This window comes from Simiaoa sp., assembly GCF_051972595.1.
GTDB lineage: Bacteria > Bacillota > Clostridia > Lachnospirales > Lachnospiraceae > Acetatifactor > Acetatifactor hominis.
Genome location: NZ_JBOKRY010000021.1, coordinates 1 through 21,202, shown reverse-complemented (window position 1 = coordinate 21,202; position 21,202 = coordinate 1). Strand labels below are relative to the sequence as shown.

Annotated in this window: 16 protein-coding genes and 3 tRNA genes; 15 read left to right on the top strand and 4 right to left on the bottom strand. The window is 45.0% G+C overall.

Going from position 1 to position 21,202, the window contains the following annotated elements:
• The first annotated feature begins 189 nt into the window (after nt 1-189).
• Together ACTRDR_RS09020 and ACTRDR_RS09015 are read left to right on the top strand one after the other, a co-directional pair.
• A complete protein-coding gene (locus ACTRDR_RS09020; RefSeq protein ID WP_349211227.1) occupies nt 190-1,092 on the top strand; it encodes a LysR family transcriptional regulator in 903 nt (300 codons plus the stop codon).
• Nucleotides 1,093-1,190: 98 nt separating this feature from the next.
• The gene (locus ACTRDR_RS09015; RefSeq protein ID WP_440527054.1) at nt 1,191-1,787 is read left to right on the top strand and encodes a TIGR00730 family Rossman fold protein; all 597 of its coding nucleotides are present in this window, start codon (nt 1,191-1,193) and stop codon (nt 1,785-1,787) included.
• Here ACTRDR_RS09015 and ACTRDR_RS09010 read toward each other — a convergent pair.
• Nucleotides 1,779-2,555 (bottom strand): sulfite exporter TauE/SafE family protein, encoded by a 777-nt coding sequence (locus ACTRDR_RS09010; RefSeq protein ID WP_440527053.1) that lies wholly within the window; start codon nt 2,553-2,555, stop codon nt 1,779-1,781. The genes ACTRDR_RS09015 and ACTRDR_RS09010 overlap by 9 nt on opposite strands.
• Complete coding sequence (locus ACTRDR_RS09005) at nt 2,556-2,990, bottom strand: MarR family winged helix-turn-helix transcriptional regulator (protein WP_440527051.1); 435 nt, start codon at nt 2,988-2,990, stop codon at nt 2,556-2,558.
• Nucleotides 2,991-3,210: 220 nt separating this feature from the next.
• Here ACTRDR_RS09005 and ACTRDR_RS09000 point away from each other — a divergent pair, with 220 nt between their 5' ends.
• Nucleotides 3,211-4,905 carry an EAL domain-containing protein gene (locus ACTRDR_RS09000; RefSeq protein WP_440527050.1) on the top strand — a complete coding sequence of 565 codons (1,695 nt, stop codon included), beginning with the start codon at nt 3,211-3,213 and terminating at the stop codon, nt 4,903-4,905.
• A gap of 4 nt (nt 4,906-4,909) precedes the next feature.
• Here the strand turns inward: ACTRDR_RS09000 and ACTRDR_RS08995 are convergent, their stop codons facing one another.
• The gene (locus ACTRDR_RS08995) at nt 4,910-7,111 is read right to left on the bottom strand and encodes a helix-turn-helix domain-containing protein (protein ID WP_440527048.1); all 2,202 of its coding nucleotides are present in this window, start codon (nt 7,109-7,111) and stop codon (nt 4,910-4,912) included.
• Between the two features lie 323 nt (nt 7,112-7,434).
• Here ACTRDR_RS08995 and ACTRDR_RS08990 point away from each other — a divergent pair, with 323 nt between their 5' ends.
• From ACTRDR_RS08990 to ACTRDR_RS08950, 9 genes are all read left to right on the top strand, one after another.
• Complete coding sequence (locus ACTRDR_RS08990; protein WP_440527046.1) at nt 7,435-9,003, top strand: extracellular solute-binding protein; 1,569 nt, start codon at nt 7,435-7,437, stop codon at nt 9,001-9,003.
• A gap of 27 nt (nt 9,004-9,030) precedes the next feature.
• Nucleotides 9,031-10,368, top strand: coding sequence for a serine hydrolase domain-containing protein (locus ACTRDR_RS08985; RefSeq protein WP_440527044.1), 1,338 nt, complete (start codon nt 9,031-9,033; stop codon nt 10,366-10,368).
• A gap of 31 nt (nt 10,369-10,399) precedes the next feature.
• Nucleotides 10,400-11,350: an ABC transporter permease gene (locus tag ACTRDR_RS08980; RefSeq protein ID WP_440527043.1), complete on the top strand. Its 951-nt coding sequence runs from the start codon at nt 10,400-10,402 to the stop codon at nt 11,348-11,350.
• Nucleotides 11,347-12,186: a carbohydrate ABC transporter permease gene (locus ACTRDR_RS08975; RefSeq protein WP_440527041.1), complete on the top strand. Its 840-nt coding sequence runs from the start codon at nt 11,347-11,349 to the stop codon at nt 12,184-12,186. Before ACTRDR_RS08980 ends, ACTRDR_RS08975 begins: the two co-directional genes overlap by 4 nt.
• Before the next feature lie 187 nt (nt 12,187-12,373).
• Nucleotides 12,374-13,504, top strand: coding sequence for a DUF3048 domain-containing protein (locus ACTRDR_RS08970; RefSeq protein ID WP_440527040.1), 1,131 nt, complete (start codon nt 12,374-12,376; stop codon nt 13,502-13,504).
• 238 nt (nt 13,505-13,742) lie between these two features.
• Nucleotides 13,743-15,122, top strand: coding sequence for an MATE family efflux transporter (locus ACTRDR_RS08965; protein ID WP_440527039.1), 1,380 nt, complete (start codon nt 13,743-13,745; stop codon nt 15,120-15,122).
• Between the two features lie 8 nt (nt 15,123-15,130).
• Nucleotides 15,131-16,333 (top strand): DUF3810 domain-containing protein, encoded by a 1,203-nt coding sequence (locus ACTRDR_RS08960; RefSeq protein ID WP_440527037.1) that lies wholly within the window; start codon nt 15,131-15,133, stop codon nt 16,331-16,333.
• Between the two features lie 152 nt (nt 16,334-16,485).
• Nucleotides 16,486-16,558 (top strand) — tRNA-Phe (locus ACTRDR_RS08955).
• Between the two features lie 52 nt (nt 16,559-16,610).
• A tRNA-Gly gene (locus ACTRDR_RS08950) sits at nt 16,611-16,681 on the top strand.
• 106 nt (nt 16,682-16,787) lie between these two features.
• Here the strand turns inward: ACTRDR_RS08950 and ACTRDR_RS08945 are convergent.
• Nucleotides 16,788-17,777 carry a virulence RhuM family protein gene (locus tag ACTRDR_RS08945; protein ID WP_440527084.1) on the bottom strand — a complete coding sequence of 330 codons (990 nt, stop codon included), beginning with the start codon at nt 17,775-17,777 and terminating at the stop codon, nt 16,788-16,790.
• 434 nt (nt 17,778-18,211) lie between these two features.
• Between ACTRDR_RS08945 and ACTRDR_RS08940 the strand changes: the two genes are divergently transcribed.
• The 3 genes from ACTRDR_RS08940 (at nt 18,212) to ACTRDR_RS08930 (ending at nt 21,145) form a co-directional block, all read left to right on the top strand.
• A complete protein-coding gene (locus tag ACTRDR_RS08940) occupies nt 18,212-18,889 on the top strand; it encodes a hypothetical protein (RefSeq protein WP_440527036.1) in 678 nt (225 codons plus the stop codon).
• 169 nt (nt 18,890-19,058) lie between these two features.
• Nucleotides 19,059-19,130 (top strand) — tRNA-Gly (locus ACTRDR_RS08935).
• Nucleotides 19,131-19,462: 332 nt separating this feature from the next.
• Nucleotides 19,463-21,145: a methyl-accepting chemotaxis protein gene (locus ACTRDR_RS08930; RefSeq protein WP_440527034.1), complete on the top strand. Its 1,683-nt coding sequence runs from the start codon at nt 19,463-19,465 to the stop codon at nt 21,143-21,145.
• The last annotated feature ends 57 nt before the right edge of the window (nt 21,146-21,202 follow it).

Sequence of the window (21,202 nt, the reverse complement as noted above, 5' to 3'; positions counted from 1 at the left end):
CGCTTAAGGGGTCAGGCCTGACTTCCTTTTGATGATTATAATTTACCATATTGCGCTTATAATGTGAAATACATATAATAGAAGTATAATAATACCTAAAAGGTATAGTAGAAGAAAATACAACATGTTACACAAATAGAATGATTAAGCTGGTTTTTGGAAAAAGCATGGAAGGAGGATGCTGGGAAGATGGAATTGCGGCATATCCGGTATTTCAAGGCAGTGGCGGAGGAGAAAAGCTTCACGAAAGCCGCGGAGCAGCTGGCGATCGCACAGCCGCCCTTAAGCCGCCAGATCCAGGATCTGGAGGCGGAGCTGGGGACGACATTGTTCCTTCGGACGCCCCATAAAGTGTCCCTGACAGAAGAGGGAGAGCTTTTCCTGCAATATGCGAATCAGATCCTGGACCTGGTGAACCGGTCGGAGGAGGATGTCAGAGAACGCAAGGAAGGACTGCAGGGGACATTATACATTGCGTCGGTAGAGGGCTGCGGCCCCAGACTTTTTGCGGAATGGATCGCGGGATTCGGGCAGAAACATCCCCATGTGCAGTATAATCTGTGGAATGGTAACACGGATGATGTGAATAATCGTGTGACGAAAGGATTGTGCGAGATCGCCATGATCACGGCACCTTATAATACAGAAGAATATGAGGTGCTGCCGGTCTATGAGGAACCCTGGGTGGCGGTGATACCCAAGGGACATCCGTTGTACGCGGAGGAAAATGACCCGGTAAAGCCTTCGGAACTGTTACCCTACGACCTGTTGATCCCTTCCCGAGAGTCCCGTAAGGGAGAGATCGACAAATGGTTCGAGGGAACGGGGCATGCACCGGTGATCCGGGGGCGCATCGCTCATATGATGAATGCGTATGAGCTGAGCCTGCACGGAGTCGGGATCTCTATTTATCCGGCATCCATTTCTTCCCTGATCCGGGACAAGGATGTCTGTGTGCGGGAAGTGGAGCATCCCGATGCCCATGCGTCCTATGCACTGATCTGGAATAAAAATCATACCCTGTCCCATGTGGCTGAAGAATTTATTGCTTACGTAAAAGCAGAATCCGGACAGCAGATGTACTATGCCTGAATTAACGCAACCGATACGTCATTCACATTCGTGCCGGTAGCTCCTACCTTGTCAAAAGAAAGGAAAGACCTTATACTTGGAAGCAGGAGGGTAATACGATGAATATTACGGTATATCTGGGAGCAAATGAAGGAAATGATCCTTCTCTGAGGAAAGCGGTGCGTGAGCTGGGAAGCTGGATCGGTGAAAGCGGTAACCGTCTGGTATACGGTGGATCCAAATCCGGTCTCATGGGAGAGATCGCGGAGAGCGTATTACAGGCAGGCGGAGAGGTGATCGGCGTGGAGCCGCAGTTTTTCATTGATATGGAATATCAGTATGATGCCATTACGGAGCTGATCGTCACAAAGGACATGACAGAACGCAAGACGAGAATGATCGAACTGGGAGATGTATTTATTGCTTTTCCCGGCGGAACCGGAACGCTGGAAGAGATCGCCGAAGTGATGTCCAAGGTGTCACTGAAGCATCTGGAGGCACCCTGCATCCTCTATAACCTTAACGGCTATTATGACAGCCTGAAAGCACTGTTATCACATATGATGGAGATGGGATTGTCCTCCCCGGAGAGACAGGAAGGCATTTATTTTGCCAAGGATTTGTCGGAAATCCGCAAGATCATAGAAAATCAGCGGAGCAATGCAACGATCACTCCGCCGGAAAATACACAAGGTATAGGAAATCAGCTAGGCTAACAGGTGAAAACACATAACTGCAATGCCCAGCACCACCAGGATCACACCGGTGACACGGTTCAGGGTCTTAGGGGTCGCCTTGTTGGCGAACAGTGCAGCGATCCGCGCCCAGATCAGGGTAAATACAACGCACAGGATCCATACCGTCCAGTCGGGCATACCGCCGATGGCAAAATGGGATGCAGCGCCGGTAAATGCGGTAAATGCCATGATGAAGACGCTGGTTCCTACAGCGGTCTTCAGTTCATAACCCAGGACAGAGGTCAGGATCAACAGCATCATCATACCGCCGCCGGCACCGACGAAACCGCAGATGAAGCCGATCATCATGCCGCATACCAGAGACTGGATGGCTCTTTTCTTCGCGGAGACACCCTGCATGGCTTCCTTGGTGGTCATTACGGGACGGACGATGAATTTGATACCTAACAGGAAAGTCATGAACACGGAGAAATTCCCCATGGTAGCGGAAGGCACCAGGCTGGATACGTAGCTGCCTACGACGGTGAATACCAGCACGCTTCCCATCATGATCAGACCGTTTTTGATATCAATATTTTTGTTCTTTGCATAAGTATAGGCAGATATTGCGCTGGCGAGGACATCCGAAGACAGGGCGATACCCACAGCCATATAGGGATCCATGCCGAGGAAAGTGATCAACATGGGACTGATGACGGCAGCAGCGCTCATTCCGGCGAAACCGGTGCCCAGGCCGGCTCCCATACCGGCGAAAAAAGTGACAAGAATTGTGATTAAAATCTGCATTTATTTAGCTCCTTTCAGGATATTGTCCATATTTTCTTCCATGACATGAAGCATGTTGAAAAAGATCTCTTTGCTTGCCTCATCAGTGCCATCGAGCAGAGTATCTTTGAAAATGCTCTGTATCATACGGCCTTTTTCGACGACATCCTGAGCTTTCTCCGTGCAGAACAGCAGAGTCTTCCGGCGGTCATCAGGAGCCTCTCTGCGCTCCAGGTACCCCTCTCGCACCAGCTTGTCCACATTGACGGACACCAGGTTCGCCTTGATCCTGCGGATTTCCACGATATCACTGGCGGTGTGGTATTCCGGATTGTTGCCGAAGAACATGAGAATATCAAAAGCTGTCTGCGGCAGCTTTAGCTGTTGGCAAAGAGGCTTGCACATGGCGTTGTAAGCCAGATTGAATTTTTGCACGAATTCGATATCAGTATTCATTCCAAGGCTCCTTTTACAAAAATGAATATTTCAAATTTGAAATAATTGTTATATCGCATAATATTACAGATAGTTTTCAAAGTCAATCATAAGATGTTTAATTTCATAAAAAATTTATATAAATTAACCTATCGTAAACATCATTTCGATATGTTATAATTCATATTGGAATTACTATTCAGAGACTGTGGGCATACAGAAGAAAGTGCCGGGAGGAGATATGAGTATCAATACATATGATGAACAAAAATTCTGGGAGGAAGTGGATATCCTGTTCCCGGATATTGTAAAAGCAATTACTTCTCTGGCGAAAAAGTCCTACATATCCATAACCAATCTGCGGAACGGCGTGACATGGTGGTCCGAGAAGGCGATGGAATATTTTGGTATGCAGGAGAACTATACCATTCGCGGACAGGAAAAATCAAAACGATCGCTCCATCCGGATGATCTGGAGGATTTTCGGAGGGGATTCCAGGAGAGAGTTGCCGGGAAAAATATGGACGAGCCCTGGGAATACCGGGTGCGTGACGGAAGCACCTACAACCGGATCAGTGCCAGGGCGAAAATGCTGAATGATAAGGATGGAAAGCCTTTTGTGATCGTAATACGATATAACAACTACGGTATTTCCGACGAGGTGGATGCGACCACCGGATTGCATACGGAACCGGCGCTGGACCGGGAGATCATGGAATTCCTGGAGGAAAGCGGACAGGGGGCACTACTGAAGATCGGACTGGATCAGTTCAGCCATATCAATGTTATGTACGGTGCTGCTTTTTCGGATAAGATTCTGAATTGTGCGGCACAGGAGTTGTTGCGTCTGTTAAAGGGAAAAGGATATGTATACCGGCTTTCCGGTGCGAAATTTGTGATCAGCTTTAAAAAGGTATCCAAAGCGGAACTGCAGCAGATATACGATGAGATTGTAGAAACTTTTGAAAATACAGAGGTAGAGGGGAAAAAGATCCCTCTGAAGGTATCTGCCGGCGCAATATTTATGGAACCTTATATGAAGGAGACAAATGCGGTCCGCAGCCGTCTGACTTACGCGTTGAACCATTCCCGGTTTGAGCATCATGGAGAGCTGGTGATTTTTAATGATGAGGTCTGTGGCAGTGACGAGAACCAGTTTGAACTGATCGGCGTGATCCATCAGTGTGCTACGCATAACTTTGAAGGCTTCCGGGTGTTCTATCAGCCGATTGCCGATACGAAGACCGGCAAGATCCGGGGAATGGAAGCGCTGCTCCGCTGGGAACTGGAGCCTTACGGGATGGTGTCTCCCGGTGTGTTCATGGAATGGCTGGAACAGGACCCCTGTATTTTTGATCTGGGGAACTGGATCCTTCGGACAGCACTTACGGATGTGCAGAAGCTGCGCAAGGAGACGGAAGGCTTTTTCGTGAATGTCAATGTGGCGGCGGCACAACTGGAGCGCAGAGAGTTCCGAAGTGCTGTCATGAATATTTTAAAAGAGACCGGTGCGAGACCGGAGGAGCTTTGCCTCGAATTGACAGAACGATGCAGAGATCTGGATATTCATTTTCTGCGGGGAGAGGTAGAATTTTTCCATTCCCAGGGGATCAAGATCGCACTGGATGACTTCGGAACAGGCAACAGTTCCTTAAGTCTGGCACTGGAGCTTCCCTTTGACGAACTGAAGGTAGACATGAGCTTCATCCGTGATATTAAGCAAAAACCTCAGAATCAGGCCATGGTGCAGTCTATCGTGGATTATGCCAGGAGGACTAATACCGAGACCTGCATTGAAGGTATTGAGAATAAGGAAGTCAGCGACTATATTGAGCAGTTTGGATCTACCTGGCAGCAGGGATATTACTATTCCAAGCCGGTACCTATCGATCGTTTTGAAGAAGTGCTGCGCAAGAAAGCAACCGAAAAAGAATAAATAGCTATTCTCGAATAGCATTGGGTGCTACACCGTATTTTTTCTTGAATGCGCGGCGGAAGCTGGTCAGATTATTATAGCCTACAGCTACATATAAATCTGTTATTTTAATATTCGTTGTTTCCAGCAGATGTTTTGCCTGCGTCATGCGGACCTGTTCCAGATACGTAGAGAAGTTTACGCCAACCGTTTTTTTGAAAAGGAAGGAGAAGTAACTCTCGGAGATGTGGAACAGGTCCGATATTCTGCTTAAACATAAGGATGGATCTCCATAATTCTCATCAATATAAGCCTGAATGCGCACGATCAGCTGGTTGTCGTTTTCCGGTTGCTTGTTTTTTTCACATAATTCCAGAGCAATCTGCTCGTAATTTTCCAGGGTAGAATCTTCGGACAGACCGGCTAAGCTTGAATCATCGTAAGAGATATCATTATCTCGCACTACTTTCAACAATGTGATTTCAATGTTTTCTAAAAGCCAGTTTACTTGCCTGGAATTCAGCTTTCGTTTCTTGAAATTTTCATCTTTAATAAAATTAAAAATCGCCTTTGTCTGTTTGAGGTTACCGGATTTTACAAAATTATACAGCTGTTCCGCGACCTCATTGGGATAAAAGAAGGAATCCTGACATTCCAGAATCTCACGATACAGGCACAGGTACCCCGGGCTGGAGACACGTTTTACAGCCTCTTTGGATTGGCGATACGATTTCCAGACGGAGGAGATGGTGTCGGTTGTACAGCCTAAGCCACCATAAATCCAGATATTGTATTCCTGCAACAGCGTAGTATGGACATGTGAAAATAAATCTTCGACTTTGTCCAGTTCTTCCCGGTCATATAATAAAATAGTATAAACACTATTCTTGGAACCCTGCATGATGTAGGAATGTATAAAATAACTGGAAAGGATATCGGAAATAACCTCAGCATAGTCAGGTGACAGAATATTGATTATTCCTTGAGGGTCATTGTTTAATTCCAAAGTATCCAGGTAGACATTACAGTATAATATAGCAAAGGAATTGGCATGATCGGAAATGGAAAGATAATTTTGGGCATACGCAGCTTCTTCCTCACTCAGAATCGTACCATGAATCAATTGATCAAAATAGTAATTGCGCAGGGTGATCTTTTGGGACTCATTTAACCGCATAAGCTCTTCGTGGCTGAAATTAACTTCTTGAAGACGATATTCCATTGCTTCATAGGGTTTATAATTGGCCTTGGATAACAGCACAATAATCAAAAAGCTTCCTACAACACCCAAAAAGACAATGAACAGAGACAGTAACTGCAGTCCGTTTCCCGGTGCTCTCAGGGAGAAAGTAGGAACAATCAGATAATAGTTCAGATTCGGTGTCTGTGCGGAGGTACGGAGCACCGTGACGGGCATGCCCTGAAATAAGGTGCCGGAATATCCCCGTTCGGAATAATCCAGCGAGGAAAGCAGAGAAGCATCCGTTTTTTTCAACAGCGCTTCATTGTTACTGAAAGTAAGCATGGTGTCACCGTTACTATCCTGAATGATAAGACAGCCATTCTTCATCAGATCGACAGAATCCACCATTTGCTGCATATAATCAGCATTCAACTCAAAAATGATGTCAGCATTGATGTTTTTGAAGGTATAATTCTGCAGAGAGACAGCATAACAATAGTTTTTTTTGTGTGGTGTATATTCGGTCGCAAAACGGTCAAGAGGCAGAAATTGGTTATAATTGTCGGAGGAATCCAGAGTCTCCTTCCAGTCCTCATATTTTGAGGGATCCAGCATTTGATTGTTTTTATAAAAGGAATAAAGATTCTCAAAATCATTGTAGCTGATCACATAGTCTGTATGACGCAGATGGATATAGTAGGTCTGGATCGGCTGGAGTGAATAGTCGGAATACATATCTACCAGAGCCTGCTTGGTAATATAGGCATTATAATAAAACGCCCGTTCGCCCTGATCGGCTTCCGCCAGGCGGGAAAGACTGGAATTATTTGCCATGCGCTTGGAAATCAGATAGATATTGGCATAACAGCTGCTGTACTGTTCGGCTACATTTTCCAGAGAAAGCATATTTTCATGCAATAGTTCCTGCTTTACATTATGTGAAAGAATAAAATGAAAAACAATTCCAAGAATGAGCACAATGACCAGGAGCAGACTGTAGGACGTTATCAATTTTATGAAGTATTTATTTTTTCTGGAATTCATAACAAAAAACCTCCTGAAAGATATTATTATAGTATCATAATCGACAAAAAAGGCAATGAAATAAGATGCGGTAAAGTGAAATATGTACCATTGACATAAAAAATGAACCCCAGATAACAAAAAATATGTACACCAAATATTGAAAAATGTGACTTCTAATTGTGCAGAATGACGGATATAATGAAGGCACATTGATACTTCTGGCGCCGAAGTGACAATAATCAACAAACGAGCAGTAAAGAAACAAAGTAAAAAACAAAATAAGAAACAACACAAAATAAGAAACAACAGAGAAGATAACAGAATATGGACGGAGGTTATTTATGGTAAAGAAAAAGTTATTATCAGTTGCACTGGTTGCGGTTACCGTATGTTCCATGATATTTACAGGGTGTGGGAGCTCTGCGGAAAATACGGGAAATGATACAGGAAAGACAGATACCGATGCACAGGCAGGAAATACTGCCGGGGATGCTGCGGATGATGTAGAGAAACCGGAAAAGATTACGATTATGGTAGACGGAACTTTCCAGGCGACATTGGCAGACGGTCAGGAAGAATGGGTTAATAAATGGGAAGAACTGACAGGAATCGAACTGGAGGTCATACAGCCGGACCATAATGCCTATTATGATGTGCTGGGACAGACCTTTGCCAGCGGACCGGAGAACTGGCCGGATGTAGTTATCCTTGGATCTTCCTATTATTCCGGATATGCGGGAGAGGGAGCTCTCTGGGATATGACGGATGCCTGGAACAATTCAGAGCTGAAGAAGAATCCCAACACGGATGTGGGCGTCGTAGAAGGCAATATGCTGGACGGACATCTTTACGGACTGGCACTTGGCGGAGGTGGCGGATGTATGACTTTCCTCAGAAAACAGTGGCTGGATAACTGTGGACTGGACATTCCGACGACGTATGAAGAGTATCTGGAAATGCTGGATGCTTTCACTAACGGTGATCCGGATGGAGACGGTATCAATGGAAATACCATTGGTGTATCCGCAGCCGGATTTGTAGGAAATGAAGCTCCTTATACCAATTATCTGCCGGAATTCTATCAGGATGCATATCCTTCTTTCTATCAGGGAGAGGATGGCGTATGGAGAGATGGATTTACCGAGGATTCCATGAAGGAAGCGATCAAGAGATTACAGGATGCTTACAACAAGGGTTATATCGACAAGGAATCTCTGACGAATGCGACCAGCAACTGCCGTACCAAATTCATGGAAGGTGAGTTCGGAGCATTTACTTACTGGGCAGGCGGATGGTCTGATCAGCTGTCGGATGGACTGGCTGCGAATGGACAGGACAGCGAACTGGTATTTATGCCGCCTATCGCAGAGGTTGGAAAATACTGGCAGAGATGTGCACCGGTGTATGCGATTACTTCTTCCTGTAAGAATCCGGAAGGCGTATTCAAATATTTCCTGGAAAGCATTTTTGATGATGGAGATATGGAAACCTTGTGGATCTATGGAGTAGAAGGTGTTCATTGGTCCAGACAGGCGGAAACGGTATGTGGTAATACATATCAGGATGGAGAATTCCATATGCTGGAGATGCGTTCTCAGCCCGGAGTACAGTATACGACCATCATTATGGGAGATACCAATATCTGCCCGTTGACCGAGAGACTGGTTCCCGTGAAGAAATATACAGAGGAATCTATGGAAATCTTCAATGCCAATAACAAGACGGCACCTCTGCCGGTAACAACAGATATGATGAGTCAGTATAACGGCGATCTGACCAGCTTGAAGAACTCTATTATTGCGGACTGTGTGGTACAGGGTATTTCTGTGGAAGAGGGTTACAAGCGTTTTGAACAGGAAGGCGGAGCCGAGTGGTCTCAGGCAATCGTAGATTCCCTGAATAATAAATAAAAAGGCGACAGCATGGGAGGTTATGGTATGGCAGCTAAAATGAGAGAACTGACGGAACAGAATATACAGGAATTTGTAAAAGAAGTGGAAAAAAGAAAAATTCCTTTACACAGTGTGCTGATCGCACAGCATGGGAACCTGCTGTTTGAAAAATATTATGCACCCTATTGCCGTAATAAGCTGCAGAGAATGTTTTCTGTGACTAAAAGCTTTACTTCACTGGCAATCGGATTATTAGAGCAGGAAGGGAAAATTTCCCTGCAGGATTCTATCTGTGGTTATTTCCCGGAATATCTGCCCGGGAGAGTGCATCCCTGGCTGGCAGAGATGACGATTGAAAATATGTTGAAAATGCAGACTTGTTACAACATGACAACTTATAACAAGACCAGCACAACGGAGAACTGGGTGAGGAGCTTTTTCCAGACAGAACCTACCCACAGACCCGGAACTCTCTTTATGTACGATACCTCATCCTCCCATGTGCTCTGTGCACTGGTAGAAAAACTGACCGGTGAAAAGATGCTGGATTATCTGAAAGAAAAGCTGCTGCGCCAGATTGGCTTCAGTGAGGAGTCTTATATCATAGAGGATCCCTTTGGAACCTCTATGGGAGGGAGTGGCCTGATGGCTACTCCCGAGGATCTGCTGCGTACCGGCTGTATGCTGTTAAATCAGGAAAAGGATTCCTATGCAGCGAGAGCGACAGAGCCGAGAACAGCAACACAGCTCGATGGCGACGGCCGCTGGTATGGATATCAGTTCTGGATCCCGATGGAGGGGACTTTTGCAATGCTGGGGCTGGGCGGTCAGATAATGCTGGCAGTTCCGGAAATGGATCTCGTCGTTGTAACGACAGCAGATACACAGGGTATGGGCGGAGCCGAGCAGATGATTCTCGCTGCGGTGAGAGAAGTGCTGCTGAAGGATTGTTTCCCGGAAAACGATGTGGAGAAAACAACGTTGCCTGTGCTGCGTACGGTATTTGAAGGGAAACCTTGTGCAGATTTTGGGAAAAAATATCCGCTGCTCCGAAACAAGTATGGATTTACATGGTGTGGTGTGACTTTTTCCGATGCGGATCAAAAAGGAGTACTCTCGTATGAAATAGAAGGAAGAGAATGTCAGCTTTCCTTTGGAATCGGACATCTGGAAGAGGGAGAGTTCCCTATATACAAGGAGAAATGTGCTTCATCCGGAGCCTGGATGGATCAAAATACGCTGTTTATCTTCTGCTGGCTGATCGGAGAAAGTGTTGCATCCATCCGCTTCCGTCTCTATTTCTCAGAGGATGGACTGACCATACATATGAATAAAACAGAAGAGACAAAGTACAACGAATATATGGGATTTTTGAATAGCTGACATAGAGCAGCCGGAACGGAGGGTAAACGTTGTGAAAGAGAAAGGAAAAACTTTGCCTAAGAGGACACCTGGAGGAACCGCGTTCAAGCACGCCCGTGCATATCGGGGAGTCTATTTGATGGCGACACCGGTATTGGTGTCAGCATTGATATTTTATTATCTCCCTATGTTTGGTATCCGTTATGCCTTTTTTACATATAAAGGAATCAATGATCCGATCTTTGTAGGAATAAAGCACTTTGTAAAAATGTTCAGTATGCCGGGGTTTTGGAAGGCGTTCAGCAATACGCTGGTGCTGAGTATTACAAAGCTGATTTTGAATACCGGTGCGGCAGTTATTATTTCGGTATTATTGAATGAATTGATTTTTTTAAAGTTGAAAAAGGTATTTCAGACAATTGTATACATTCCGCATTTTATGTCCTGGGTAGTGGCAGCATCCATATTTTCCATGATCCTGTCTCCGACATCTGCGGGATTGGTCAATGATGTCCTGATGAAATTACACTTGATCACGGATAATATCTATTTCCTCGGAGATCAGAAATGGTGGAGATTTTCGTATTACATAATCAATGTCTGGAAAGATACCGGCTGGGGAACGATTATTTTCATGGCGACGCTGGCGGGGATCAGCCCGGAATTGTATGAAGCAGCGTCGATGGATGGGGCAAACCGTTTCCAGAAGATGATTTATATTACCCTGCCTGCGTTGAATAATACGATCGTGACGGTACTGGTATTGAATCTGGCGAAGGTTATGAATCTGTTTGAGTCAGTTTTTGTATTACAGAATGATGCCGTTATCAAGGTATCGGATGTATTGCAGACTTATATCTATACGCAGACATTTAACTCCGGTGCAATTCCGGATTATGGGTATACGACAGCGGTCGGTATGTTTTCCTCTATTATAAGCTGTATTCTGGTACTGGTATGTAACAGGGTAAGCCATAAGACGAGAGGAAGAGGTATTGTATGATGAAAAAGAAAGTGAAAATTTTTGATATCGTATTGATCGTAATATTTACCGTATTTTCGCTGGTGATGATCATCCCGGTATATAAAGTACTGGTGGACTCTTTTGATCTGAAGACGGCTTATGGTATGAAGTTGTTTCCGGAGCAGTTCGGGTTCGCAGGGTATAAATCAATTTTTACCAATCCGACGATGCTCAGACCATTCCTGATCTCCTGCTACACGACGGCTATGGGTACGGTCATGGGACTGCTGATCTCAGTACTTGGGGCGTATGTGCTGATCCAGTGGAAGATGCCGGGGCGGGCATTTATTGCTAATGTACTGTTGTTTACCATGATATTTAACGGTGGTATGATCCCGACCTATCTGGTAATGAAGGATTTCCATCTGACAAATAATCTGTGGGGCGTGATCCTGCTGCCTGCAATCAATGTATATAATCTGGTGCTGATGAAGAATTTTTTTGAGGGAATCCCGATCAGCCTGATGGAATCGGCAGAGATTGACGGTTGTTCACATTTTAGGATCCTGTACAAGATCGTATTGCCATTGTCAAAGGCTGCACTGGCATCCATAGGACTGATGTATGCGGTGGGATATTGGAATGATTACACGAACTATAAGCTGTATATCACGAATTCAAATTTATATAACTTCCAGATGAAACTGCGGGCATTGATCATGGGAAGTGATCTGCCGTCTGCGGTAGAAGGAGCTACGGAAAATACAGTAAAAAATGCAGCAGTCATCGTGGCAATTCTGCCGTTTATGATCATTTATCCATTCTGCCAGAAATATTTTGTACAGGGAGTAAATATCGGGGCTGTAAAAGAATAATAAGTAATAATTATAGAAAGCAAAAATGACATCAGCATACAACTGCCAGATGTCATTTTTTGCGAAATAAAATCTCAAGAAAATCTTAAGAATTTTCGGTGGACAAACATAAGGCTTTCGCGATACAATGTATCTTAGAGTGTCGGTCGGATGACCGGTAAGAACAAACAGATGAAAGGAAGCATTCATGAAAAAGAAAGTACTTGCAGCAATTTTGATTGCAGTAGGTGTTCTGACAGGATGTGGAAACACAGAACCTATCTCTTCCCCTATCCAGACTGTGGAAGCAGAGCCTATTGCTACTGATATCCAGGAGGTTGAACAGCCCGGTGCGACAGAGGAAGCCAATGAGAATCATGACCATATGTACCGCAGTGAGCTTACCAATGAATGGATCGATGAGAGCCTGAAGGATCAGCGTCCCATCGCCGTAATGGTAGATAACGAGAAGACCGCACTTCCTCATTTCGGTGTGGCAGATGCAGATGTAGTATATGAGATCATGAACAGTACCCTGAACGACAGAATTACCCGTTTCATGGTAGTGGTAAAGGATTGGGATAAGATCGAGCAGCTGGGCAGTATTCGTAGTGCCCGCCCTACCAACTTCATGCTGGCAGCAGAATGGAACGCAGTTCTGTGTCATGATGGTGGCCCTTTCTTCATCAATGACTGGGTAGCAAAGGATTATTCCGCAAACTTCAGCGGTGGCTTTGCCCGTTACAGCAACGGCAAGGCAGCAGAGTTCACCGAGTATATCACTTACGATAAGTACACCAACACCCAGAAGGGCAAGACCTATGATGGTCTGAAGCAGCGTTTTGAGAGCTCCAGATATACCACGACTTACAATGACTATTATCAGGGACCTCACTTCAAGTTCGCAGATGCAGAGGTTACCTTTGCTGACAGAAACGATGCGATCAGTGCAACCACTATTGAGCTTCCCTTTAAGCATAATGGTTCTACTCTGAAGTACAACGAAGAGACCGGAACCTATGATTATTATGAGTATGGTTCTGCGCACAAGGATGCAGCAAGCGGCGAGCAGCTGACTTTTGAGAACGTTATCCTGCAGAATACCACTTTTGCAGATCTGGGCGAAGGTTACCTGATCTACAATGCGATCGATTCCGGACGCTCCGGTTACTATATCACCGAGGGTAAGGCAATCGAAGTGAACTGGACCAAGTCTTCCGAAAATGCGATCACACATTATTATGATGCGAAGACCGGTGAGGAGATTGAGGTTAATACCGGTAAGACCTACATCTCTCTGATTCCTTCCGATGGCTGGAACAATGTTGTGATCAAATAAATATAGTCATTATCATAAAAGTAATAAGATCCCTTCTGTGGTGTTAGCACCGCGGGAGGGATTTTCAGTTCAATAAGGCGAATAACAAAGAGTATCATCCTTTGATATGATGGATATTTGATAGATATTCTTAACAAAAAATAAGCGTTTTCTATACAATAACCCTAAAAACTTCATGGATATCACTGAAAACTTGACTTATAATAAAGTGTAGTAAAAAGGTTTAGGAGTAACAGAAATGAAGACTGCGAAAAAGTATAATCCGGATCTGATCCTGCATGGAAATCTTATTCGTGCAATATTATCTCTGGCGATCCCGGTGGTGATCAACAGCTTTTTACAGACCATGTATAATCTGACAGATACTTACTGGCTGGGGAAGATCGGTACGGAGCAGCTGGCAGCGATCAATCTGGTAACACCGATGCAGAATATCATTACGAATTTCGGCAGTGGGATCACGGTGGCAGGTGCTGTTCTCATCGCCCAGTTTATTGGTGCGGGTGAAAAGGAGGACGCCAGATCCATGGCGAATCAGATATTCATCTGTGCCATGGGTTTTGCGGTAGTCTGTGCAGCGCTATGTTTTCTGGGGACTCCGGCGATCGTGAACTGGCTGGGAGCTGACGGAGGCACGGCATATTATGCGAGAGTCTACTTGAGGGTAGTTATATGGGATATGCCCTTTTTGTATATGGTGAACATATTCTCCGCGGTACATCAGGCACAGGGAGATACGGTGAGACCTATGTTATTGAATCTGGGAGGCATTACGCTGAATCTGTTCCTGGATCCGTTTTTTATGATCATTCTGGATATGGGCACGGCCGGAGCAGCGCTGGCAACACTTTTGGCAAAAGCGGTGCCTGCTACGGTGGCATTTATACTTTTGTGCAGACCGGAAAATGACATCTGCCTGAATCGCAGGTATATGCAGCTGCAGAGAGAAAAACTGGGCATGATCCTGAAGGTCGGACTGCCTACCGCTATCGGAGGCAGCACCATGCAGCTCGGATTTCTGCTCATGAGTAAAAATGTATTTGTCTATGGAACGGAGGCGATGGCAGCTTATGGTATCGGTAACAAGGTCAATGGTCTGATCACTCTGCCCTCCAATGCCATCGGCTCAGCGACTGCAACGATCGTGGGACAGAATATGGGAGCAAAACAGCCGGAGCGTGCAGAGCAGGGATATCGCTTTTCTATGTGGATATCAGTTGTATTTTTGTTCGTAGGTGGTATGATCTTATCAAGAGATATGATCTCCACGGCGATCGTCAGTATTTTCTCCAAAGATGCAGAGGTCGTGGGAATGGCAGCAGACTTTTTAAGCGTGATGGCATTCTGGTGTTTTACCAACGGAGTATATAATACGACCTCCGGGCTGTTCCAGGGAACCGGACACACAGAGGTAACGATGGCAATCGATGTGACGAGGCTGTGGGTGTTCCGTTTTGTGACGCTGTGGTTCTGCGAGAGCATTCTGCATATGGGCGTGCGCAGTGTCTGGTATTCCGTGGTGATCAGTAACGGTATCTCTACCCTGATCCTGTATGTTCTGTACCGCTGTGGTATCTGGAAGAAGACGCGGATCAAAGTGGGTAAAGAAGCTGCTTAAGGAGCACCATGGAGAGTAAGAAAAAAGTTAAGAAGAGTCTTGTAGTATATATAAGCATCGTTGTAGTACTTTTGCTGCTTCAGGTCATTGCCTGGAACAGCAGAAGCTTCAGCGATGCTTATATTGCTTATATTTTCCCCATCTGGGTCAATACCTATGGCAGGATCACGGGAAGCTTCCCGTTTTCCGTGGGAGAATGGATGATCGTGGCGGGGATTGCTGTTGTAATATCAGCGGTTCTGCTGGGGATCAGTATGATCTTTCCGGGATGCAGGCATTCGGAAAAGTATTGTCGCGGTGTTAAGAGGTATTTTCGGTTTTTTGCTTGGGTGCTGCTATTCGTGTTTGCGATCATGACTTTGAATTGTACGATGATCTATCATGGTTCTACCTTTTCGGAGAAGTATTTCGGAGAGGAAGAGGGGCAGCAGGATGTAACGCTGCAGGAGCGGACGGAGGATCTGCTCAGGATTTATAACGATATTGTGTCCCATTGCAATGCACTGAGTATGGAGATGGAGCGCGATGACAGCGGCGCCGTGGTATATTCCGGAGGGGTGGACAGTAAGGGGAATGCGGTGGATATGGCAGGGAAAGCCATCGATGCGATGCAGAACCTGGGGAAAAGCTATGTCCAGCTGGATGGTTATTATCCGAGACCGAAGGCTATGTTTTTCTCGGATTTCATGTGCCAGATGTATATGTGCGGGTACTATTTCCCGTTTTCCATGGAAGCAAATTATAATGATGTTATGTCTATCATGAAGAAGCCGGCGACTATGTGCCATGAACTGGCGCATATCCGGGGATATATCTACGAGGATGAGGCAAATTTTATTGCATTTCTCGCCTGTGTGGAGTCGGATGATGCTGTGTTTCAGTACTCGGGATATTTAAGCGTCCTGAATTATGTGGCGAATGATCTGTACAAGACGAGACTGGCGGACCCTGAGAGTTATGCGGCAGCCAGGGAGGCAGTACGTCCGCTGCAGGTATTGCAGCAGGTACAGGAGGACAATATCTTCGTCACAGAGGAGGAATGGGAGCGGATCAACGGGAAAGCGGTGGTAGACACGGAGACCGTGGACAGTGTCTCAGATACTCTGACGGATGCTTCGCTGAAGCTGAACGGTGTGTCGGACGGCATGGTCAGCTACAACCGGGTAGTGGAGCTGTTGTTACAATGGTACGGCCAACAAGGGGAGTACTAGCCGCAACATTTGTAGGAGATAGAGGAATAATTGCAAAAATTTAAATTTTTTTCTATTAACCACTTGACATTTGATCGGAATTTATGTAAACTACGATTGTTGTGACGCAGAGCAGTCATGAAATACAGATTGCAAGAAGGATTAAGTCGCGGGCCCAGATAGCTCAGTTGGTAGAGCAGAGGACTGAAAATCCTCGTGTCACTGGTTCGATTCCGGTTCTGGGCATTTCGCAGGACACCATTTATTAAAATGGCCGCCCTGCTTCATATATAAACATGCGGGTGTAGTTCAATGGTAGAACACCAGCCTTCCAAGCTGGATACGTGGGTTCGATTCCCATCACCCGCTCTCTTTTTTTAGCGGGAAGCCTGATAAATCAAGGCTTCCCGCTGTTTTTGTATTACCTGGTTTGATACCAGGTGATATCAAAATTTTTGAATGCACGATCCGTTTTTTATTTGTATTTTTTTATAGCGGCGTCAAAATCAGAAACATAAGATTCATCTTGCTTTACACGGAAAATCTCGTACTCTTTGATTGCCAGCTTTTTTGCAACTTCGCTGGAAATAAAACCGGCATTATGAAGAAGCTCATATTCATTAAATTTCAGAAAAGAATCAAGTTTGTCTATCCAGTCCTGCATGGACATAAGTTTGTTTCGTTTTGCCTGATTTTCAGCATAGTCTAAATACATAGTTACGATATCATTTAACGAAGATATTTCTTCTTTGAAAAGATAGTTTTTCGAAACAGTAACATCGGATTTATGTATTTTACCATCGGGTGAGCCTTTCCAGGTGGTCAGTCCCATATGTTCCTTTTGACTATTGGCGCGGGAATGAATGATTTCCGGAGCTGTTTTCTGTGTTACAGCAAAGAGAAGTTTATTCTGTACAGTCTTAAAGAATTTCTGAGTGATCTCGCTGTCCTTGTCGTAATCATAACTACACTGGGAATAAATATCGGTGATCTTCTGATAAAATCTTCGTTCACTGGCCCGGATCTCTTTGATACGTTCCAGTAATTCATCGAAGTAATCTTGTCCGAAAGGCGTTCCGTTCTTTAACATATCATCGTTAATGACAAAACCCTTAATCATATATTCCTTTAGTGTCTTGGTTGCCCACTGACGGAACTTAGTGGCTTTTTTAGAATTTACACGGTATCCCACAGATATAATCGCATCGAGAGAATAATACTTCATGGAACGCTTAACCCGCCTGTTTCCTTCTGTTTGAACTACCTCAAAAAATTTACTAGTTGGAATTTCGTCTAATTCTTTCTCAAAATAAATATTCTTTAGATGAACAAGGATGTTATTGGTGGAGCATTCAAATAAATCCGCCATTGCTTTTACATTCATCCAGAATGTTTCATTGTAAAAATATACTGAAACAGAAATATTTTGATCATCTGACTGATATAATAAAACGTCTCCCTGCATAGGCTCTGGAAGAGAGGTGCTTTGTTGCGGCACTTCTGATGATTCATCCCAGTTATCTGATGATTCAGTGTCATCATCTATATGTAGAACATGTCTTCGCCGCATTGCTTCTAATTGCTTATCAAAATCCATAAATTCTCCTTTCAATTAAATTAGTAGAGCTGCTCTACAATAATTGTAGAAAACATATGTTCCCATGTCAAGATAAAAAGAGCAGCATTTTTTGACCTGGAACAATTTCATAAAACCAAAGTTAGGTTTGACGTTCAAGAGATCTTTTCTAAGCAGAATGATACAATGTTGATGAGTATGTGAACGAGATGCGTGCGGAGGACCGATTATAACAAGGTGTTCTAGGAGACTGAATAAAATAGTGAATACCTCCGATATACATGATAGAACAGGTAGACCCGGAAACAGGAACGGAGGGGCTTATGCAGGTCGGTGGAGTAGGAAGCGGACATGACACATATTCTCATCAGGTGACAGGATGTATTCACGAACATGGGGAAAATAAGGACGTAGGCGACGCTGGAACCAAATTAGGAAGCGTACAGACTATACAGAGCGCCGAGGAAGTATTGCAGGAGAATTCTTCGGTGAATCTTATGTCCTGGGTGCAGAAGATCGGGAACAGCGGAAAGCAGCTTTTACAGAAAATCTGGGGAGAGAGCAAGGAAGCTAATGATGCGATCACTTCACAAAATGGCAGTGGAAATCATATTGCAGGGCAGGAGACGCTGGTCACCGGGAATTCTGTAGGAGTAAAGACCACAATGAACAGGGCAGCAGTGGAGACTGCAGCTACCCATACGTATTTCCGACCTGTGGAAGCAAAGGATGCTATGCCGGCGAATCCTTTTCAGAAGGTGCGTTATCAGGTACAGAAGGTAGCGAGAAAGTTGATGGAACGGCTGCCGGGTCGATTTCTGGGATCCCATACAGGCGATTTTTTGCAGACGAAACAACAGCAAACGAAAGAAGACTTGCGGAAGAGAAGTCAGTATAAGCAGGATGATCAGGAGATCGAGTGCATTCTCACGGATGAAAGCTATCTGACAGATTCCTATAACCGCAAGGGTGAGTACAGCCATCTGACTACGGATAAATAATTATATTACAAATTTTACGAAAAATTTCAATAATTTGCTTGACAGTTTGGCATTCATCATGTAATATAGTCTTTGCTGTGAGATACAGCAGACATTCATAAGATTGCGGATGAATGCCGATACAATTAATTTCATACCTTCAAGATACAGGTTTTGACCTGTACAATATGCGCGAGTGGCTCAGCGGTGGAGCACCTCCTTGCCAAGGAGGGGGTCGCGGGTTCGATCCCCGTCTCGCGCTTGAAAAAAAACGATACCAAATCGGTATCGTTCTTTCAGACTGTAGACAAAGCTCCTTTCTGTGAGGGAGTTTTGTCTACAGTCTGTTTATTTATCGTTATTTTTACCGTTATCTTCTCTTTTCCGAATCATGCCTCTTACTTTTTATAGTACCATCTTCCTGTATAGGGTGCAAGTCGTCACTGATGGTTCGTATAAATAATTTTACGCGTTTTTGCTGTATTTTTAAGGTGCAAAATTTGTATAATTCCGATAATTGTAGTATACTGTAGGAAAAGAATTTTCGTAACACATCAGTTCACCATGTATTACAGAAAAGAGGTTATATTTCAAATGAAAAAGCAAAGCAAAGTAACCAGTCAGTCTGCCATGCTGCAGCAAAACACAAGATCAACCTATCGGATACTGATCATCAGCATCGTTATGCTGATCCTGTTCATCGGATCCAACATGTATCTGAGCCGGATCAATTCCCAGCAGCTGGAAGCTACCATGTATCTGAACCAGTATCGTCTGGGTTCCAAGACGCTGACCGCTGCCGTACAGTCTTACGCAGTCACCGGAGACCAGACCTACTATGACAATTATATGAAGGAATTAAATGAGGACAAAAATCGTGACATTGCCTGGGAAGGTCTTCAGAAAGACGGTCTGACCGACAATGAATGGGCACAGTTAAACCATATTGCTGAAATGTCCAACGGTCTGGTTCCTCTGGAAGAAGAAGCCATGGATAAGGCCGGTTCCGGAGATACACAAGCAGCTATTTCTTATGTATTTGGTGAGGAATATGAATCTACCGTACAGGAGATCACTGCAACCACAGATAATTGTATCAATGATATCCAGGCACGTATGGTTCAGAAGCAAAATACTCTGAATCTGATAATGATCACTACCATGGTGATTTTCATTCTCTGCTTCCTTACCATTGCCCGCAAGATTGTCACCACACTGACCTTTGCAAAACAGGAACTGCTGATTCCCATTGTAAAAGTATCCGAGCAGATGAAAGTACTTGCGCAGGGACATTTTGACAGCCGTCTGGATCTGCCGGAGGATGACAGTGAAGTCGGCATCATGGTGCAGGCCGTTCATTTCATGAACGACAACTTTACCAAGATGATCACCGAGATTTCCGAGATCTTAGGTCAGATGGGTCAGGGCAATTACCGTGTAGAGCCTACGGAAGAATATGTCGGTGACTTTGTACAGATCAAGGATTCCATGGTGAAGATCATTGCCGATATGAAGAAGACACTGTCCACCATTCAGGTCAGCGCACAGGAGATCGATGGTGGTTCCGAGCAGCTGGCACAGGCAGCTACCGATCTGGCAGAAGGCTGTACCGCACAGGCCTCCAAGATTTCCGAAGCATCCCAGATGATCGACGCTATGGCAAAGAGTATTGAAGAAAAAGCCAGAGTTGCACAGGAGACCGCAGATATCTCCAAGCAGTCCGCACAGACGGTTGCTGATGGCAATGCCAAGATGCAGGAACTGAAAGTCGCAATCGGTGAGATCAGTAAATGTTCCGAGGAGATTCGTTCTATCATTCAGGTCATTGAGGATATCGCTTCCCAGACCAACCTCCTGTCACTGAATGCCTCCATCGAGGCTGCCCGTGCCGGAGAAGCAGGCCGCGGATTTGCTGTCGTAGCCGAGCAGGTCAAGAATCTGGCGGAACAGTCCACCGAGGCTGCCGGAGAGACCACAAAGCTGATCGAGAGCACCATCGATGCTGTCAACAAGGGAATCGCCATTGCAGAAGAAACCGAAGCCAGCATGGATCAGGTAATGGAAGAAGCCGAGGCATCTACCAAGCGTATGGTTGATATGGCACAGGCCCTTCAGGCTGAAGTGTCCAGCGTCCAGCAGATCGATGAAAACATCGCTCATGTGGCCGGAATCGTGGACAACAACTCCGCATCTTCTCAGGAGACCGCCGCTGTCAGCGAAGAACAGTCCGCACAGGTACATACTATGTTACAGCTGATGCATCAGTTCCAGATCTAGTTTTCAGACTGTAGACAAAACGCTTTTGGTCAGCACTCCAGAAGCGTTTTTCTTGTT

Bases quoted from the DNA above. Each gene is read 5' to 3' on its own strand.
- ACTRDR_RS09020 (WP_349211227.1), top strand. From the start codon at position 190: ATGGAATTGCGGCATATCCGGTATTTCAAGGCAGTGGCGGAGGAGAAA.
- ACTRDR_RS09015 (WP_440527054.1), top strand. From the start codon at position 1,191: ATGAATATTACGGTATATCTGGGAGCAAATGAAGGAAATGATCCTTCT.
- ACTRDR_RS09010 (WP_440527053.1), bottom strand. From the start codon at position 2,555: ATGCAGATTTTAATCACAATTCTTGTCACTTTTTTCGCCGGTATGGGA.
- ACTRDR_RS09005 (WP_440527051.1), bottom strand. From the start codon at position 2,990: ATGAATACTGATATCGAATTCGTGCAAAAATTCAATCTGGCTTACAAC.
- ACTRDR_RS09000 (WP_440527050.1), top strand. From the start codon at position 3,211: ATGAGTATCAATACATATGATGAACAAAAATTCTGGGAGGAAGTGGAT.
- ACTRDR_RS08995 (WP_440527048.1), bottom strand. From the start codon at position 7,111: ATGAATTCCAGAAAAAATAAATACTTCATAAAATTGATAACGTCCTAC.
- ACTRDR_RS08990 (WP_440527046.1), top strand. From the start codon at position 7,435: ATGGTAAAGAAAAAGTTATTATCAGTTGCACTGGTTGCGGTTACCGTA.
- ACTRDR_RS08985 (WP_440527044.1), top strand. From the start codon at position 9,031: ATGGCAGCTAAAATGAGAGAACTGACGGAACAGAATATACAGGAATTT.
- ACTRDR_RS08975 (WP_440527041.1), top strand. From the start codon at position 11,347: ATGATGAAAAAGAAAGTGAAAATTTTTGATATCGTATTGATCGTAATA.
- ACTRDR_RS08970 (WP_440527040.1), top strand. From the start codon at position 12,374: ATGAAAAAGAAAGTACTTGCAGCAATTTTGATTGCAGTAGGTGTTCTG.
- ACTRDR_RS08965 (WP_440527039.1), top strand. From the start codon at position 13,743: ATGAAGACTGCGAAAAAGTATAATCCGGATCTGATCCTGCATGGAAAT.
- ACTRDR_RS08960 (WP_440527037.1), top strand. From the start codon at position 15,131: ATGGAGAGTAAGAAAAAAGTTAAGAAGAGTCTTGTAGTATATATAAGC.
- ACTRDR_RS08945 (WP_440527084.1), bottom strand. From the start codon at position 17,777: ATGCAGGGAGACGTTTTATTATATCAGTCAGATGATCAAAATATTTCT.
- ACTRDR_RS08940 (WP_440527036.1), top strand. From the start codon at position 18,212: ATGCAGGTCGGTGGAGTAGGAAGCGGACATGACACATATTCTCATCAG.
- ACTRDR_RS08930 (WP_440527034.1), top strand. From the start codon at position 19,463: ATGAAAAAGCAAAGCAAAGTAACCAGTCAGTCTGCCATGCTGCAGCAA.